The following is a 14328-nucleotide window of genomic DNA, read 5'->3' on the forward strand; positions in this document are numbered from 1 at the left end:
CATTACACGGTCCGCCGCCGTTCGCCCAAATCCGTATCCAGGGGCCCACCGCGCTCCCCCGCCCGGGCTGTTCCGGGCCCTCCGGAGCGCCCGCGAAGTCCCCTGCGGCCCGGGCACGCGCGCGTGTGGAGGGCACCCGTCGCGGCAGGTGACGGACGTCCCGCCCCGGCCGGGCCACGCCGGTACGACTATTGCGCTCCTCCGCGCCCCACAGGGTTCGCCACCCTAGGCTCGACTCACTCTGCGTGATCTTGGGTCCGCGCACGTCCCGGCCCCCCTCACGCGGCCCTGCCCCGAGCCCCCGGCCCGAACCCTGGAGTCCGATGCCCGACAGCCAGCCGCAGCCGCCCCCGTGGCCGTCGAACCAGTCGGGGTCCTCCGGGCAGCCCGACCAGGCCGTGGTGCTGCTGTGCGGGGCGCGGCTCACCGACGGCCGGACCGTGGACGTACGGCTGGGCGGCGGGCGTATCGAGGCCGTCGGCACGGCCGGCAGCCTGACGCCGGGCCCGCCCAGACCGGGCACCTCCCGCGTCGACCTCAGTGGCTACCTGCTCCTGCCGGCCCCGGCCGAGCCGCACGCACACGGGGACACGGCGCTGTCCGCCGAGCATCCCGGACCGGTCTCCTACGCCCCCGACGACGTCCAGCGCCGGGCCACGGAGGCGGCCCTGCTCCAGCTCGGCCACGGCGCGACGGCGGCACGCGCGCACGTGCGCGTGGGCGACGTCCAGGGCCTCGGCGCGCTCGGCGCCGTACTGCAGGCCCGGCGCTCGCTGCGGGGCCTCGCGGAGCTGACCACGGTGGCGATGCCGCGCCTGCTGACCGGGGTGGCGGGTGCCGAAGGGCTCGCGATGCTCCGGGACGCGGTGAAGATGGGCGCGTCGGTGGTGGGCGGCTGCCCGGACACGGACCCGGATCCCACGGGTTACGTGGAGGCCCTCCTGGAGGTGGCGTCCGAGCACGGCTGCCCGGTGGACCTGCACACGGACGCCACCGACCCGGCCCGGCTCTCCCGGCTCGCGGCCATGGCGGGCGGTCTGCGCCCCGGCGTGACGGTCGGCCCGTGCGCCGGGCTCGCGCGCCTGCCGGCCGAGGCGGCCTCCCGGCTCGCGGAGCAGCTCGCGGCGGCCGGGGTCACGGTGGTGTGCCTCCCCCAGGGCGGCTGCGGCACGGCCGACCGCCGGGGCGCGGCGCCGGTACGGCTGCTGCGCGCGGCCGGGGTCAGGGTGGCGGCGGGCAGCGGCGCCCTCCGCGACGTCGCCAACCCCGTGGGCCGGGGCGACCCCCTGGAGGCCGCCTATCTCCTCGCCTCCGCGCACGGCCTGCGCCCCGAGGACGCCTACGAGGCCGTCAGCACCGCTGCGCGGGAGGCACTGGGACTGCCCGAGGTACGCGTCGAGGCCGGTTTCCCCGCCGAGCTGCTGGCCGTGCGCGGCGATCACCTGTCCGGTGCCCTCTCCCTCGCCTACAGCCGGATCGTGGTGCACCGCGGCCGGGTGGTGGCCCGCACCAGCGCGGTCCGCGAGTACTGCAACTCGGCGGTGGCGGCCGAGCTGGGGCTGCCCCGGCAGGGCCGGGGGGAGCTGTCGTGAGGAAACCCGCTGCCCCGAGGGGGCCCGGAGCGCGCCCGGAGTGACGGGCCGGCGCTCCCAACCCATGCGGCGCACGCGCCCCTTCGGGCGTACGGTCGGAATCATGCGCATTGTCATCGCTGGTGGTCATGGTCAGATCGCGCTGCGGCTGGAGCGGGTGCTCGCCGCGCGCGGGGACGAGGTCGCGGGGATCATCCGCAAGGCGGAGCAGGGCGACGACCTGCGGGCGGCGGGCGCCGAACCGGTCCTGCTCGACCTGGAGTCCGCCTCGGTGGAGGAGGTCGCGGCACATCTCCAGGGCGCGGACGCGGCGGTCTTCGCCGCGGGCGCGGGCCCGGGCAGCGGCACGGGCCGCAAGGACACGGTGGACAGGGGCGCGGCGGTGCTGTTCGCGGACGCGGCCGTACGCGCGCGCGTGCGCCGCTTCGTGGTGGTCTCCTCGATGGGCGCGGACCCCGCGCACCAGGGCGACGACGTCTTCGACGTGTACCTGCGCGCCAAGGGGGAGGCCGACGCGTACGTCACCCGGCAGGAGGCCCTGGACTGGACGATCCTGCGCCCCGGCGCGCTGACCGACGAGCCGGGCACCGGCCTGGTCCGGCTGGAGGCGCACACCGGCCGCGGTCCGGTCCCGCGGGACGACGTGGCGGCCGTGCTGGCGGAGCTGGTGGACACCTCGGCGACGGCCGGTCTGACGCTGGAGCTGATCGGCGGCTCGACGCCGGTGTCGGTGGCCGTGAAGTCGGTCGCGGGCAACTGAGCGCGCCGGCCAGCCGTTTGACCGGCCGGAGGGACAACGGCCGTTCACCTGTCAGAAGAGAGGCAGCTGCCCGGGGAAGTCCGGCACGGCGTACCCGTCCAACGCCGGCTGGACGGATCCGAGTTGTGCCTGCCGCCGGGACCCGGCGCAGGAGAGGAGTTCCCCGTTCGCCCGTGCCCCGGGCGGATCGTGCCGCGCGAAGCGACCCGCGACGACGGCGATCTCGCGGCGGCACACGGGACAGGTTCTGCGACGGGATGACATGCGGCCAGTGTGCCCGCTGTCCCACCGGCACGGCAGGAGCGGGTACGGCGCTCCCCCGCCCGGCGGCTGCCGCCAAACCCGGAGAGCGTCGCGCCGGCCGGGCGTTCCAGCGGCCGGTGCCGGACGATGTCCCGCCCGGGCCGGCCTGCACCGCCGAGCAGCCGGCCGGCGAGGCGGCACCACCGGACCAAGGGGCGGCCGGGCCGGGCAGGCCGGCCGGGGGGCCGCGCCGGGCGGGGGCCGGGCGGGCGGCCGCGCCGGAGGGCCGTCAGCCGAGCTCCTCGGCCAGTCCGACGACGATGCCCTCGGGGCCACGGACGTAACAGAGCCGGTAGACGTCCTCGTACCGCACGATCTCGCCGACGAGTTCGGCGCCGTGCGCCCGGAGCCGGGCGACGACGTCATCGATGTCGTCGACGGCGAACATGACGCGGCGCAGGCCCAGCGTGTTCGCCGGCGCGTCCTCCGGCTCGCCTCTGACGGCCCGCGGCCGGTGGAACTTCGCCAGCTCGATCCGCCCGTGCCCGTCCGGGATCCGCAGCATGGCGATGTCCTGCCGGACGTCGTCGAGCCCGATGACCCGTTCCGCCCCGCGCCATTCGAGCGGCCCTCTGCCCTCCAGTTCCATGCCGAGTTCGACGAAGAACGAGATGACGGCGTCAAGGTCGTCGACGACGATGAGGACGTTGTCCATCCGCCGGATCGTCACACCGGGCCTCCTTCGCTTCTCGCGGCAGGTGGCCGCGCCTGTCCCTGGACCGGAGCCGGCCGGCCCCTGGCCGTCCCATCGGGCCTCCCGCGACCGGCACGAGACGTTCCCGACGTGCAGACGACGGGGCGGGGCGGAACTCATCGGCCCTGCGGGCGGAATAGGCGACCGTGCCGCCGGGGGAAACGAAGAAACCCCCTCCGATCCGCCCTGTGGGCTGTTCGGAGGGGGTTTTCCCCAGTGTGGCGGCGCCAGGATTCGAACCTGGGAAGGCTGAGCCGGCAGATTTACAGTCTGCTCCCTTTGGCCGCTCGGGCACACCGCCGGGGTCGCTGCCCTTCGAACCGCTTTTCGGCGGTGCTCCGTGGCAACGACGTAAACAATACCCGATGCGTGGGGGTGCTTCGCCACCCGATTGATCTCCACCTCACGGGTCTCGGGGTGGCTAGGCTGGTGCGGATGCGGCCCGGCGCCACGCCGGGTTCGGCGGCCGCCGCCGCGCACCCGACACGCACCCCGATACAAGGAGCCACAGGACATGGCCGACTCCAGTTTCGACATCGTCTCGAAGGTCGAGCGGCAGGAGGTCGACAACGCCCTCAACCAGGCCGCCAAGGAGATCTCGCAGCGCTACGACTTCAAGGGCGTGGGTGCCTCGATCTCGTGGTCCGGCGACAAGATCCTCATGGAGGCGAACTCCGAGGACCGGGTGAACGCCGTCCTCGACGTCTTCCAGTCCAAGCTGATCAAGCGCGGCATCTCGCTGAAGGCGCTGGACGCGGGCGAGCCCCAGCTCTCCGGCAAGGAGTACAAGATCTTCGCGACGATCGAGGAGGGCATCTCCCAGGAGAACGCGAAGAAGGTCGCCAAGATCATCCGGGACGAGGGCCCGAAGGGCGTGAAGGCCCAGGTCCAGGGCGAGGAGCTGCGGGTCACCTCCAAGAGCCGCGACGACCTCCAGACCGTGATCGCCCTGCTGAAGGGCAAGGACTTCGACTTCGCGCTGCAGTTCGTCAACTACCGGTAGGACGGCGCGGTCCGGCACCGCAGGAGACCCCGGCGGGCCGTCTCCGGGTCATGGGCAGGAAGGGTGGGCACCGGCCGGTGCCCACCCTTCGTCCGCTCCTCGGCGCGTCCCGCCGCCCGTGCCTCAGTCGCGCGAGTTGCCGAACAGGAGGCGGTAGACGATCAGCAGGACCAGCGAGCCGCCGATCGCGGCGGCCCAGGTCGCGCCGTCGTAGAAGTGCTTGCTGATCGGATGGTCCAGCCAGCGGGACGATATGTAGCCGCCGATGAACGCGCCCGCGATGCCGATGAGGGTCGTGCCGATGAAGCCGCCCGGGTCGCGGCCAGGCAGCAGGACCTTGGCGATGGCTCCGGCCAGAAGCCCCAGGATGATCCAACCGATGATGCTCATGCCGTGAACCTGCCCTTCCGCGCTGTGTCCGCACTGGCCGGTTCCTGAGAATCCGGTGAGGACCGGTTGTCGGTCGCGCGCCTGTTCGTGCCGTGTCGTGGAGGAGGACGTCTCGAGTCCACCTGCCGGTTGCGCCGGTCAGTAGGGTGCGGCGCATGACAGCTTCCGGTCCCGCGCTGCGACGCACCCTGGGCGTGCGGGACGCCGTGGTCGTCGGCCTCGGCTCGATGCTCGGGGCCGGCGTGTTCTCCGCGCTGGGCCCGGCCGCCCGTGCCGCCGGGCGGGGGCTGCTGCCGGGACTGGCCGTCGCGGCCGTCGTGGCCTACTGCAACGCCATGTCCTCGGCCCGGCTGGCCGCCCGCTATCCGGCTTCGGGCGGGACGTACGTGTACGGCAGGGAGCGGCTGGGCGGGTTCTGGGGGTATCTGGCCGGCTGGGCGTTCGTGGTCGGCAAGACGGCCTCCTGCGCGGCCATGGCGCTCACCGTGGGGGCGTACGTGTGGCCGGGGCAGGCGCACGCGGTGGCGGTGGCGGCCGTGGTGGCCCTGACCGCCGTGAACTACGGCGGCGTCCAGAAGTCGGCGTGGGTGACGCGGGTGATCGTGGCCGTGGTGCTGGCCGTCCTCGCCGCGGTGGTGGTCGCGTGCTTCGCCTCCGGGCGCATGGACGCCGGGCGGCTCGGAGCCGGGCCGGCGACGGGGGCGGGCGGTGTGCTCCAGGCGGCCGGCCTGCTGTTCTTCGCCTTCGCCGGGTACGCGCGGATCGCCACGCTCGGCGAGGAGGTGCGGGATCCGGCGCGCACCATTCCGCGCGCAGTTCCGCTGGCTCTGGGGATCACCCTGGTGGTGTACGCGGCGGTCGCGGTGGCCGTCCTCGGCGTCCTCGGCGCCGGGCCCCTCGGGCACGCGGCGGCGCCGCTGGCCGAGGCGGTGCGCGCGGCCGGGGTGCCGGGGCTCGTGCCGGTGGTCCGGGTGGGGGCCGCGGTGGCCGCGCTGGGGTCGCTGCTCGCGCTCATCCTCGGGGTGTCACGGACGACGCTGGCCATGGCCCGCGACGGTCATCTGCCCCGGGTGCTGGCCGCCGTGCATCCGCGGTTCCGGGTGCCGCACCGGGCCGAGCTGGCCGTGGGCGCGGTGGTCGCCGTACTGGCCGCCACGGTGGACGTGCGCGGCGCGATCGGCTTCTCCTCGTTCGGCGTCCTGGCCTACTACGCCGTGGCCAACGCCTCGGCCTGGACGCTGGGCCCGGCCCTCCGCGCCCGGGTGGTGCCGGCGCTGGGACTGCTGGGCTGCGCCACGCTGGCGTTCGCCCTCCCCGCGGTCTCGGTCGCCGTGGGGGCGGGCGTGCTCGTCCTCGGGGTGGTGGCCTACGGCGTACGGCGGTGGTGGGCGGGGCGCGGTGCGGGCGGAGGTCGCCCGGAGCCCCGGCGAGGGGCGTGAGCCGGGCAGCCGGCCTCCCGTGGCGACCGGCGCGTCTGACGGGTGCTCAGTGGCGTCGAGGGGGCCTCAGCGGGCGGCGAACGGCTGGTCCGTGGGCACGATCTCGCGGCCCAGCGGGAACAGCGACACGGGGATCAGCTTGAAGTTCGCGACGCCGAACGGGATGCCGATGATCGTCAGGCACAGGGCGATGCCGGTGGTGATGTGGGCCAGCGTCAGCCACCAGCCGGCCAGCAGCAGCCACAGGACGTTGCCGACGCACGAGGGTGCTCCCGCGTCGTGCCGCTCGACCGTGGTGTACCCGAAGGGCCACAGCGCGTAGACGCCGATGCGGAAGGCGGCGATCCCGAAGGGGATGCCGATGATCGTGACGCAGAGCAGGACGCCCGCGAGCAGGTATCCGAGGAACAGCCAGAAGCCGCTCAGAATGAGCCAGATGACGTTGAGGATGATCTTCACTGTGGACGCCCTGCCATCTTCTCTAGCCGGGAGATGCGGTCCGCCATGGGCGGGTGCGTGGAGAACATCCTGGCCAGCCCCTGGCCCGGGCGGAAGGGGTTCGCGATCATCATGTGGCTCGCGGTCTCGATCCGGGGTTCAGGGGGCAGCGGGAGCTGCTGGGTGCCGAGCTCCAGCTTGCGCAGGGCACTGGCCAGGGCCAGCGGGTCGCCGGTGAGCTGGGCGCCCGAGGCGTCCGCCTCGTACTCCCTGGACCGGCTGATGGCCAACTGGATGAGGGAGGCGGCGAGCGGGCCCAGGATCATGATCAGCAGCATGCCGAGCAGGCCGGGACCCTCGTCGTCGTCGGAGCGGCCGATGGGGATCAGCCAGGCGAAGTTGACCAGGAACATGATCACCGAGGCGAGGGCGCCGGCGACCGACGAGATGAGGATGTCGCGGTTGTAGACATGGCTCAGCTCGTGGCCGATGACGCCGCGCAGTTCGCGCTCGTCGAGCAGGCGCAGGATGCCCTCCGTGCAGCACACCGCCGCGTTGCGCGGGTTGCGGCCGGTCGCGAAGGCGTTGGGCGCCTCCGTCGGTGAGATGTACAGGCGGGGCATGGGCTGCCGGGCCTGCGTGGACAGGTCGCGGACCATCCGGTACAGCGCGGGGGCCTCGAACTCGCTGACCGGGCGGGCCCGCATCGCGCGGAGCGCCAGCTTGTCGCTGTTCCAGTACGCGTACGCGTTCGTGCCCAGCGCGATCAGGACCGCCACGATCAGTCCCGTACGGCCGAAGAAGCTGCCGATGACGATGATGAGCGCGGACAGCCCCCCGAGGAGTACTGCGGTCCTCAGCCCGTTGTGCCGGCGGTGCACGGTACGCCCTCCAAGTCGTGCTTCAGGGGAACGCTTTGGTCCAGTGGACCCTCCCGCTCTGGTCAACGCCAGGCGGCCGCCGCGAGTTCCCTGGTGCGGGCGGCGGCACGCGTCGGCCGTACGGGTGACGTGCGCTTACGGCCTTCCGCGCGCGTGACGCGACGGGTGCCCCACGCGCGCGCGAAGAGTCCTCAGAACAGCCCGGTGGCGGCGAAGCGCAGGACCAGCTGGGGCGCGCCGGAGAGCACCACGCCGAGGACGCCGGTGAGGGCGAGGGCGGCGGTGAGGGGGGCCGGGAGGCGGTGCCGGGCGGGTGTGCCCTCGGGGGCGCGGAACAGCAGCGCCGTCCACTGCAGGTAGTAGAAGAGGGCGATCGCCACGTTGACGGCCATGACGACGGCGAGCCAGCCAAGGCCGGCGTCGACGGCCGCGGAGAACACGGTGACCTTGGCGAACAGGCCGATGACGCCCGGCGGCAGCCCGGCGAGGCACAGCAGGAAGAACGCCAGCAGCAGGGCGGTGACCGGGTTGGTGGCGTACAGGCCGCGGTAGTCGCTGAGCCGGTTGAGGGACTTCGCGCGTCCCACCAGGGCGGCCACCGTGAACGCGCCGAGGTTCACGGCGGCGTACATGAGGGCGTAGGCGACGGTGGAGCCGATCGCCTTCCGCGGGTCCTCGGCGTACCCGGCGGCGGCGATCGGTACGAGGAGGTAGCCGGCCTGGCCGACTGAGGACCAGGCGAGCAGCCGTACCGCGCTGTACGCCCGCGTGGCCTGCTGGCGCAGGGCGCCGACGTTGCCGACGGTCATGGTGAGGGCGGCGAGCGCGGCGAGCGCGGGCCCCCAGACGTCGGCGTACGACGGGAAGGCGACGACGGTGACGAGGATCAGCCCGGAGAAGCCGACGGCCTTGCCGACGACCGAGAGGTAGGCGGCGATGGGCAGCGGCGCGCCCACGTAGGTGTCGGGCACCCAGAAGTGGAAGGGGACGGCGGCGGTCTTGAAGGCGAAGCCGACCAGGGTGAGGACGACGCCGGTCTGGGCGAGGGTGTGCAGCTGCCCGTCGACGTGCTGGATGCGCTGGGCCACCTGGGTGAGGTAGAGGGTGCCGGTGGTGGCGTAGACGAAGCTGATGCCCAGCAGGCTGACCGCGGTGGCGGTGACCGAGGACAGGAAGAACTTCAGGGCCGCCTCGGAGGACCGTTTGTCGCCGTGCCGGATGCCGACGAGGGCGAAGGCCGGCAGGGAGGCGACCTCCAGGGCGACGACGAGGGTGGCCAGGTCGCGGGAGGCGGGCAGCAGGGCGGCACCGGCCGCCGAGGACAGCAGCAGGAACCAGAACTCCCCGGCCGGGATGCGCCGCCGCTCGTCGCCGAGGTTCGTCACCGACAGCAGGGCCGCCAGCAGGGCGCCGCCGAGGACGAGGAACTGGATGACGAGGGTGAAGTGGTCGGCGGTGTAGCTGCACGCGCGCGCGGGCGCGGGCAGGCAGAAGGTGCTGTGATCACCGTCCAGGAGCGGCAGCAGCATCAGTGCGGCCACGGCCAGGCCGGCCACGGAGATCCAGCCCAGGAGCGGCTTGCGCGCCTCGGGGAGGAAGAGGTCGGCGACGAGGACCGCGAGCGCCACGACCGCGGTGATGGTGGGCGGCGCGATCGCGAGCCAGTCGACGGACTGGACCAGCGACTGGGCCGCGGGCTGGGCCAGGGCGCTCATCGGGTGCCTCCTGCGAGGAGCTGCTGCACGGCCGGGTCGGTCAGGCCGAGCAGGGCCCGCGGCCACAGTCCGGCGAGGACGGTGAGGGTGACGAGCGGGGTCCAGGCCGCGAACTCGTAGCCGTGCACGTCGGCGAGGGTGGTTGGGGCCTGCTGCGGTACGGCGCCCATGCAGACCCGGCGGACCACGATCAGCATGTAGGCGGCCGTCAGCAGGGTGCCGAACGCGCCGATCGCCATGAAGGTGAGGAACGCGGGCCGGCTGAGGCCGGCGGCGGGGCTGAACGACCCGAACAGGGCCAGCATCTCGCCCCAGAAGCCGGCGAGGCCCGGCAGGCCGAGCGAGGCGACGGCGCCGAAGGCGAGCAGGCCGCCGAGGCGGGGGGCCTTGGCGTAGAGGGCCGCGCCCGTCTCCTCGGAGAGCGTGTCGAGGTCCGTGGTGCCGGTGCGGTCCTTCAGCGCGCCGACCAGGAAGAAGAGCAGGCCGGTGATGAGGCCGTGGGCGATGTTGGCGAACAGGGCGCCGTTGACGCCGGTCGGGGTCATGGTGGCGATGCCCAGCAGGACGAAGCCCATGTGGCCGACGGACGAGTAGGCGATGAGCCGCTTCAGGTCGCCCTTCGCGCCCTGCTTGGCCAGGGCCAGGCAGGCCAGGGACCCGTAGATGATCCCGACCACCGCGAGGGCGGCCAGGTACGGCGCGAAGGTGCGGAAGCCGTCCGGCGCGACCGGCAGCAGGATGCGGACGAACCCGTACGTGCCCATCTTCAGCAGGACGCCGGCCAGCAGCACCGAGCCGACGGTGGGGGCGGCGGTGTGGGCGTCGGGCAGCCAGCTGTGCAGCGGCCACATCGGCGTCTTGACCGCGAGCCCGATCCCGATCGCCAGAACGGCGATGACCTGCACGGATGTGGTCAGTGACCGGCCGTTGTCAGTGGCGAGTGCCAGCATGTCGAACGTGCCCGCCTTGATTCCGATCAGGAGCAGGCCGAGCAGCATGACCACGGAACCGAGCAGTGTGAACAGGATGAACTTCCACGCGGCCCGGGTACGGCCCTCGCCGCCCCAGCGGGCGATGAGGAAGTACATCGGGATGAGCACCGTCTCGAACGCGAGGAAGAACAGCAGCAGGTCGAGGACGGCGAAGGTCGCGAGGGTGCCGGTCTCGAGCAGGAGCAGCAGTGCGACGAACGCCTTCGGGGACGGGCCCGCCGGCGGCTTGAAGTACGAGTAGAGCGCGCAGAGGAAGGCCAGCAGCGCGGTCAGCACCAGGAGGGGGAGCGAGATGCCGTCGATGCCGAGGTGGATCCGCACGTCGAGTGCGGGGATCCAGCTGATGTCGGTCGTGGCCTGCATCTTCGACGGGTGGTCGTGGTCGAAGCCGAGCGCGAGGACGACGGCGGCGATGAGGATCACGCCGGTCACGGTGACACCGTGCCGCAGCACGGCCTGCCCGGGCGACTTCCCCTTCAGTCCGGGCGGGGCCGGGAGGAGGGCGGTGGCGGCGCCGAGGAGCGGGCCGGCGACGACGAACGCCAGAAGGAACTGCATCACGGACTCGTTGATATCGATCACGCCTGCTCACGCTCCCGTGGCGACGAGGAGGACGGCGACCGCCAGGACGACGGTGCCGGCGAGCAGCGCGCTCACATAGGTCTGCACATTGCCGGTCTGGGCCCGCCGTACGGCGGTCCCGAGCAGCCGGGGCACGGCGGCCGCGCCGCGTACGTAGGTGTCGACGACCTCGCGGTCGAGGAACCGGACGAGACTCGCGCCGGCCTGGACCGGGCGGACGAACAGCGCGGAGTACACGGCGTCCACGTGGAAGCCGGCGGCCGCGTGCCGGTGCAGCGGGCCGAGCAGCAGCCGTCCGGGGTCCGCCGGGTCGGGTGCCTGGGCGATGTCGCCGTAGGCGGGCTCGTGGCTGGCGATGGCCTCGGCCTCGACCAGTCCCGCGTCGCCCTCGGGGTGGGCGGCGACGGCGCCCAGCGGGACACGGGCGGCGAGCGCGGTGGTGCGCTGCCAGGCGCCGTAGGTGAGGAGTCCGCCGACCACGGCGAGGCCGGTGCCGAGGATGGAGGTGAGGAGGGTCGGCGTCAGGTCGCGGCCGTCGAGCCAGCCGGGCAGCGAGCGGTAGGCGAGCCCGCCGAAGGCCAGGGAGGGCACGGCGAGGGCCCACAGCACGACGGTCATCGTCAGTGGCTGACGGCCGTGGTCGGGGGCCTCGGCGCCCCGGCCGCGGAAGGCCAGCAGCCACAGCCGGGTGGCGTAGGCGGCGGTGAGCAGGGCGGTGACCAGTCCGGCGACGAGCACGAGCCAGCCTGCGGCGCCGGGCGCCTGAGCGGTGTGGCCGGTGGCCACGTGCTCGGCGGCGCCCAGCACGGACTCCTTGGAGAAGAAGCCGCTGAAGGGCGGGATCGCGGCGAGCGCGAGCAGGGCCACGGTCATCGTCCAGTAGGCGTCCGGCACGCGGTCGCGCAGGTGGCCCATGCGGGACATGGCGGCCAGCGAGTTGGTGCCGGCGGCGTGGATGATCACGCCGGCGGCGAGGAACAGCAGCGCCTTGAAGGCGCCGTGCGACAGGAGGTGGAAGACGGCGGCGCCGCGGTCGCCGACGGCGAGGGCACCGGTCATGTAGCCGAGCTGGCCGATCGTCGAGTAGGCGAGGACGCGCTTGATGTCGTCCTGGGCGAGGGCGGCGAGGCCGGAGCCGGTCATGGTGACGGCGGCCATGACGGCGAGGACCACCATCGCGGCCCGTGAGGCCTCGAAGAGCGGGAGGAGACGGGCGACGAAGTAGACACCGGCGGCGACCATCGTCGCGGCGTGGATCAGCGCGGAGACGGGCGTGGGACCCGCCATCGCGTCGGGGAGCCAGGTGTGCAGCGGGAACTGCGCCGACTTGCCGGCCACGCCCGCGAGCAGCAGCAGGGCGATGACCGTCGGGTGGCCGATGCTCCCGTTCGCCACGGCGCCGAGGACGCGGGGAATGTTGAACGATCCGGCGTCGGTGCCGAGGGCGAACAGGCCGATGAGGAACGGCACGTCGCCGAGCTTGGTGACCAGGAAGGCCTTCAGGGAGGCGGCGCGCGCCTCGGGGGTCTCCCAGTAGTGGCCGACCAGGAAGTAGGAGCAGATGCCCATGACCTCCCAGCCGACCAGCAGCACGATCAGGTCGCCGGAGTAGACGACCAGGAGCATCGCGGAGGTGAACAGGGAGACGAGGGCGGCGTAGGAGGGGTAGCGCGGGTCGTCGCGCAGATAGCCGGTCGAGTAGATCTGCACGCAGGTCGCGACGAAGGCGACCAGGACGGCGACGAGCGCGGCGAAGCCGTCGATGTCGAGGGCGAGGTCGATCGGGACCGAGCCGGTGGGCGTCAGCTCGGTTCGGGCCTCGATGGCCTGGCCGCCGCCCTGCCGTACGGCGACCAGCGCGGCCAGCGCGAGCGCGGCCAGGGCGGGCAGTACGGCGAGCGGGCGGACGAGACCGGGGGCGGTGCGGCCGAGCAGGAGTCCGGCGGCGGCGCCGAGGAACGGCAGGAGGGGGACGAGGACGGCGAGGGTGGTCGTGGTCACGCGGTGGCCTCAGCCTTCTCGGCCGCGGAGGCGTCGGTGCCGGGGCCGTCGGTGTCGTCGCCGTGGCCCTCGGCGGTGTCGCGGAGCCTGTCGATGTCGGAGGTGCCGCGGTTGCGGTACACGGCGAGCACGATCGCCAGTCCGATGCCGATCTCGGCGGCGGCGATGGCGATGGTGAACAGGGTCAGCGCCTGGCCGGAGTGCAGGGTCTCCGCGGCGGTCCGGCTCAGCCAGACGTCGAAGGCGACCAGGTTGAGGTTGACGGCGTTGAGCATCAGCTCGACGGACATCAGGACGAGGATCGCGTTGCGGCGGGCGAGGACGCCGTACAGGCCGGTGCAGAACAGGAGGGCGGAGAGTACGGCGGGATAGGCGAGGTGCATCAGCGGGCGCCTTCCTTCTCGCCGGGGGTGCCGGCCGCGGGGGCGGCGCCGGGGGGCGGTTCCGCCGCTGCCGCCTTGCGGGACAGGACGATCGCGCCGACCAGGGCCGCGAGGAGCAGGACGGACAGCGCCTCGAAGGGCAGGACCCAGTTCTGGAACAGGCTCTGGCCGGTGACGCGGGTGGTGCCGGCGGCCGGGCCGTCCAGGTCGATCCAGGTGGTGCGGAACGCGTCGGCGACCACCCACACCAGGGCCGCGGCGGCGGCGACCGCGACGGCCAGGGCGGCCCAGCGGTTGCCGGAGTCGGCGTCCGGTGAGCGGCCGATGGGGGCCCTGGTGAGCATCAGACCGAACAGGAGGAGGACGACGACGGAGCCGACGTAGATCAGGACCTGCACCCAGGCGATGAACTCGGCGGTGAGCAGGAGGTACTCGACGGCGAGGCCGCCGAGCGCGACCACCAGCCACAGGGCGGCGTGCACGAGCTGCCGGGTGGTGACGGTGACGAGCGCGGCGCCGAAGGTGACCAGGCCGACGAGGAGGAAGGCGATCTCCACGCCGGTCGGGGACAGGAAGCCGTGCTGGGCGGCGGCGAGGTTCACGACCGCTCCTCCCCCTGCTCGGCGGCCTGCTGGGCGGCGAGCTTCTCGGCGGTCTTGCGGGCCGCGGCGATCTCCTTCGGCTCCTCCGCGCCCGGGTCCAGGGCGGGCGGGGCCGGCACGGTCCACATCCACTCGCGGAGCTTGTCCCGCTCGTGGGTGAGGTCGCGGATGTCGGTCTCGGCGTACTCGAACTCCGGGGACCAGAAAAGCGCGTCGAATGGACAGACCTCGATGCAGATACCGCAGTACATGCACAGGGAGAAGTCGATGGCGAACCGGTCGAGGACGTTGCGGCTGCGCTCGCGCCCGCCGGGGGCGGCCGGCGGGACCGTCTCCTTGTGCGAGTCGATGTAGATGCACCAGTCCGGGCACTCGCGGGCGCACAGCATGCACACCGTGCAGTTCTCCTCGAACAGCCCGATGACACCGCGCGTGCGGGGCGGCAGCTCGGGGAGGGCGTCCGGGTACTGCTCGGTGACGGTCTTCCGCGTCATCGTGCGCAGGGTGACGGCCAGGCCCTTGGCCAGGCCGCTGCCGGGAATCGGAGCCATGG

Annotated in this window: 15 protein-coding genes and 1 tRNA gene; 4 read left to right on the top strand and 12 right to left on the bottom strand. The window is 73.2% G+C overall.

What is annotated here, in order from left to right; all coding sequences use genetic code 11:
• Positions 1-323: 323 nt before the first annotated feature.
• Positions 324-1592, top strand: a complete 1269-nt coding sequence (locus ACWCPN_RS27295; RefSeq protein WP_451211117.1) for an amidohydrolase family protein — start codon at positions 324-326, stop codon at positions 1590-1592.
• 103 nt (positions 1593-1695) lie between these two features.
• On the top strand, positions 1696-2352 hold the full coding sequence (locus ACWCPN_RS27300) for an NAD(P)H-binding protein (RefSeq protein ID WP_390050855.1): 657 nt from the start codon (positions 1696-1698) through the stop codon (positions 2350-2352).
• 51 nt (positions 2353-2403) lie between these two features.
• Here ACWCPN_RS27300 and ACWCPN_RS27305 read toward each other — a convergent pair whose 3' ends face one another.
• The 3 genes from ACWCPN_RS27305 to ACWCPN_RS27315 form a co-directional block, all read right to left on the bottom strand.
• Positions 2404-2616, bottom strand: a complete 213-nt coding sequence (locus ACWCPN_RS27305; protein ID WP_451211120.1) for a hypothetical protein — start codon at positions 2614-2616, stop codon at positions 2404-2406.
• 268 nt (positions 2617-2884) lie between these two features.
• Positions 2885-3325, bottom strand: a complete 441-nt coding sequence (locus tag ACWCPN_RS27310; protein WP_365120990.1) for a VOC family protein — start codon at positions 3323-3325, stop codon at positions 2885-2887.
• 243 nt (positions 3326-3568) lie between these two features.
• Positions 3569-3650: transfer RNA gene (locus tag ACWCPN_RS27315), tRNA-Tyr, on the bottom strand.
• Between the two features lie 213 nt (positions 3651-3863).
• On the opposite strand from ACWCPN_RS27315, the gene ACWCPN_RS27320 reads away from it, so the two are divergent.
• A complete protein-coding gene (locus tag ACWCPN_RS27320) occupies positions 3864-4352 on the top strand; it encodes a YajQ family cyclic di-GMP-binding protein (RefSeq protein WP_358928204.1) in 489 nt (162 codons plus the stop codon).
• Positions 4353-4475: 123 nt separating this feature from the next.
• Here the strand turns inward: ACWCPN_RS27320 and ACWCPN_RS27325 are convergent, their stop codons facing one another.
• Positions 4476-4742 (bottom strand): GlsB/YeaQ/YmgE family stress response membrane protein, encoded by a 267-nt coding sequence (locus ACWCPN_RS27325; protein WP_199211572.1) that lies wholly within the window; start codon positions 4740-4742, stop codon positions 4476-4478.
• Positions 4743-4897: 155 nt separating this feature from the next.
• Here ACWCPN_RS27325 and ACWCPN_RS27330 point away from each other — a divergent pair, with 155 nt between their 5' ends.
• A complete protein-coding gene (locus ACWCPN_RS27330; RefSeq protein WP_451211124.1) occupies positions 4898-6181 on the top strand; it encodes an APC family permease in 1284 nt (427 codons plus the stop codon).
• A gap of 66 nt (positions 6182-6247) precedes the next feature.
• Here the strand turns inward: ACWCPN_RS27330 and ACWCPN_RS27335 are convergent, their stop codons facing one another.
• The 8 genes from ACWCPN_RS27335 to ACWCPN_RS27370 all read right to left on the bottom strand — a co-directional run bounded on the left by ACWCPN_RS27335 (position 6248) and on the right by ACWCPN_RS27370 (position 14326).
• Complete coding sequence (locus ACWCPN_RS27335; RefSeq protein WP_359552432.1) at positions 6248-6640, bottom strand: YccF domain-containing protein; 393 nt, start codon at positions 6638-6640, stop codon at positions 6248-6250.
• Entirely contained in the window at positions 6637-7500 is an 864-nt protein-coding gene (gene htpX, locus ACWCPN_RS27340) for a zinc metalloprotease HtpX (RefSeq protein ID WP_365129521.1), read from the bottom strand. The genes ACWCPN_RS27335 and htpX overlap by 4 nt, the downstream gene beginning before the upstream one ends.
• Positions 7501-7691: 191 nt before the next feature.
• Positions 7692-9215 carry an NADH-quinone oxidoreductase subunit N gene (locus ACWCPN_RS27345; protein ID WP_451211128.1) on the bottom strand — a complete coding sequence of 508 codons (1524 nt, stop codon included), beginning with the start codon at positions 9213-9215 and terminating at the stop codon, positions 7692-7694.
• Positions 9212-10789 carry an NADH-quinone oxidoreductase subunit M gene (locus ACWCPN_RS27350; RefSeq protein WP_451211131.1) on the bottom strand — a complete coding sequence of 526 codons (1578 nt, stop codon included), beginning with the start codon at positions 10787-10789 and terminating at the stop codon, positions 9212-9214. Before ACWCPN_RS27350 ends, ACWCPN_RS27345 begins: the two co-directional genes overlap by 4 nt.
• A gap of 6 nt (positions 10790-10795) precedes the next feature.
• The gene (locus ACWCPN_RS27355) at positions 10796-12790 is read right to left on the bottom strand and encodes an NADH-quinone oxidoreductase subunit 5 family protein (protein WP_451211134.1); all 1995 of its coding nucleotides are present in this window, start codon (positions 12788-12790) and stop codon (positions 10796-10798) included.
• Positions 12787-13173 carry an NADH-quinone oxidoreductase subunit NuoK gene (gene nuoK / locus ACWCPN_RS27360; protein ID WP_199211567.1) on the bottom strand — a complete coding sequence of 129 codons (387 nt, stop codon included), beginning with the start codon at positions 13171-13173 and terminating at the stop codon, positions 12787-12789. The genes ACWCPN_RS27355 and nuoK overlap by 4 nt, the downstream gene beginning before the upstream one ends.
• Positions 13173-13775 carry an NADH-quinone oxidoreductase subunit J family protein gene (locus tag ACWCPN_RS27365; protein WP_451211138.1) on the bottom strand — a complete coding sequence of 201 codons (603 nt, stop codon included), beginning with the start codon at positions 13773-13775 and terminating at the stop codon, positions 13173-13175. Before ACWCPN_RS27365 ends, nuoK begins: the two co-directional genes overlap by 1 nt.
• Entirely contained in the window at positions 13772-14326 is a 555-nt protein-coding gene (locus ACWCPN_RS27370) for a NuoI/complex I 23 kDa subunit family protein (RefSeq protein WP_351667759.1), read from the bottom strand. The genes ACWCPN_RS27365 and ACWCPN_RS27370 overlap by 4 nt, the downstream gene beginning before the upstream one ends.
• Positions 14327-14328: the final 2 nt, after the last annotated feature.

The organism is Streptomyces sp. NPDC002386 (assembly GCF_053593175.1).

Excerpts from the sequence above, each read along its gene's own strand:
- ACWCPN_RS27320 (WP_358928204.1), top strand. The coding sequence starts at position 3,864 with ATGGCCGACTCCAGTTTCGACATCGTCTCGAAGGTCGAGCGGCAGGAG.
- ACWCPN_RS27330 (WP_451211124.1), top strand. The coding sequence starts at position 4,898 with ATGACAGCTTCCGGTCCCGCGCTGCGACGCACCCTGGGCGTGCGGGAC.
- nuoK (WP_199211567.1), bottom strand. The coding sequence starts at position 13,173 with ATGCACCTCGCCTATCCCGCCGTACTCTCCGCCCTCCTGTTCTGCACC.
- ACWCPN_RS27325 (WP_199211572.1), bottom strand. The coding sequence starts at position 4,742 with ATGAGCATCATCGGTTGGATCATCCTGGGGCTTCTGGCCGGAGCCATC.
- ACWCPN_RS27345 (WP_451211128.1), bottom strand. The coding sequence starts at position 9,215 with ATGAGCGCCCTGGCCCAGCCCGCGGCCCAGTCGCTGGTCCAGTCCGTC.
- ACWCPN_RS27300 (WP_390050855.1), top strand. The coding sequence starts at position 1,696 with ATGCGCATTGTCATCGCTGGTGGTCATGGTCAGATCGCGCTGCGGCTG.
- ACWCPN_RS27370 (WP_351667759.1), bottom strand. The coding sequence starts at position 14,326 with ATGGCTCCGATTCCCGGCAGCGGCCTGGCCAAGGGCCTGGCCGTCACC.
- ACWCPN_RS27305 (WP_451211120.1), bottom strand. The coding sequence starts at position 2,616 with ATGTCATCCCGTCGCAGAACCTGTCCCGTGTGCCGCCGCGAGATCGCC.
- ACWCPN_RS27295 (WP_451211117.1), top strand. The coding sequence starts at position 324 with ATGCCCGACAGCCAGCCGCAGCCGCCCCCGTGGCCGTCGAACCAGTCG.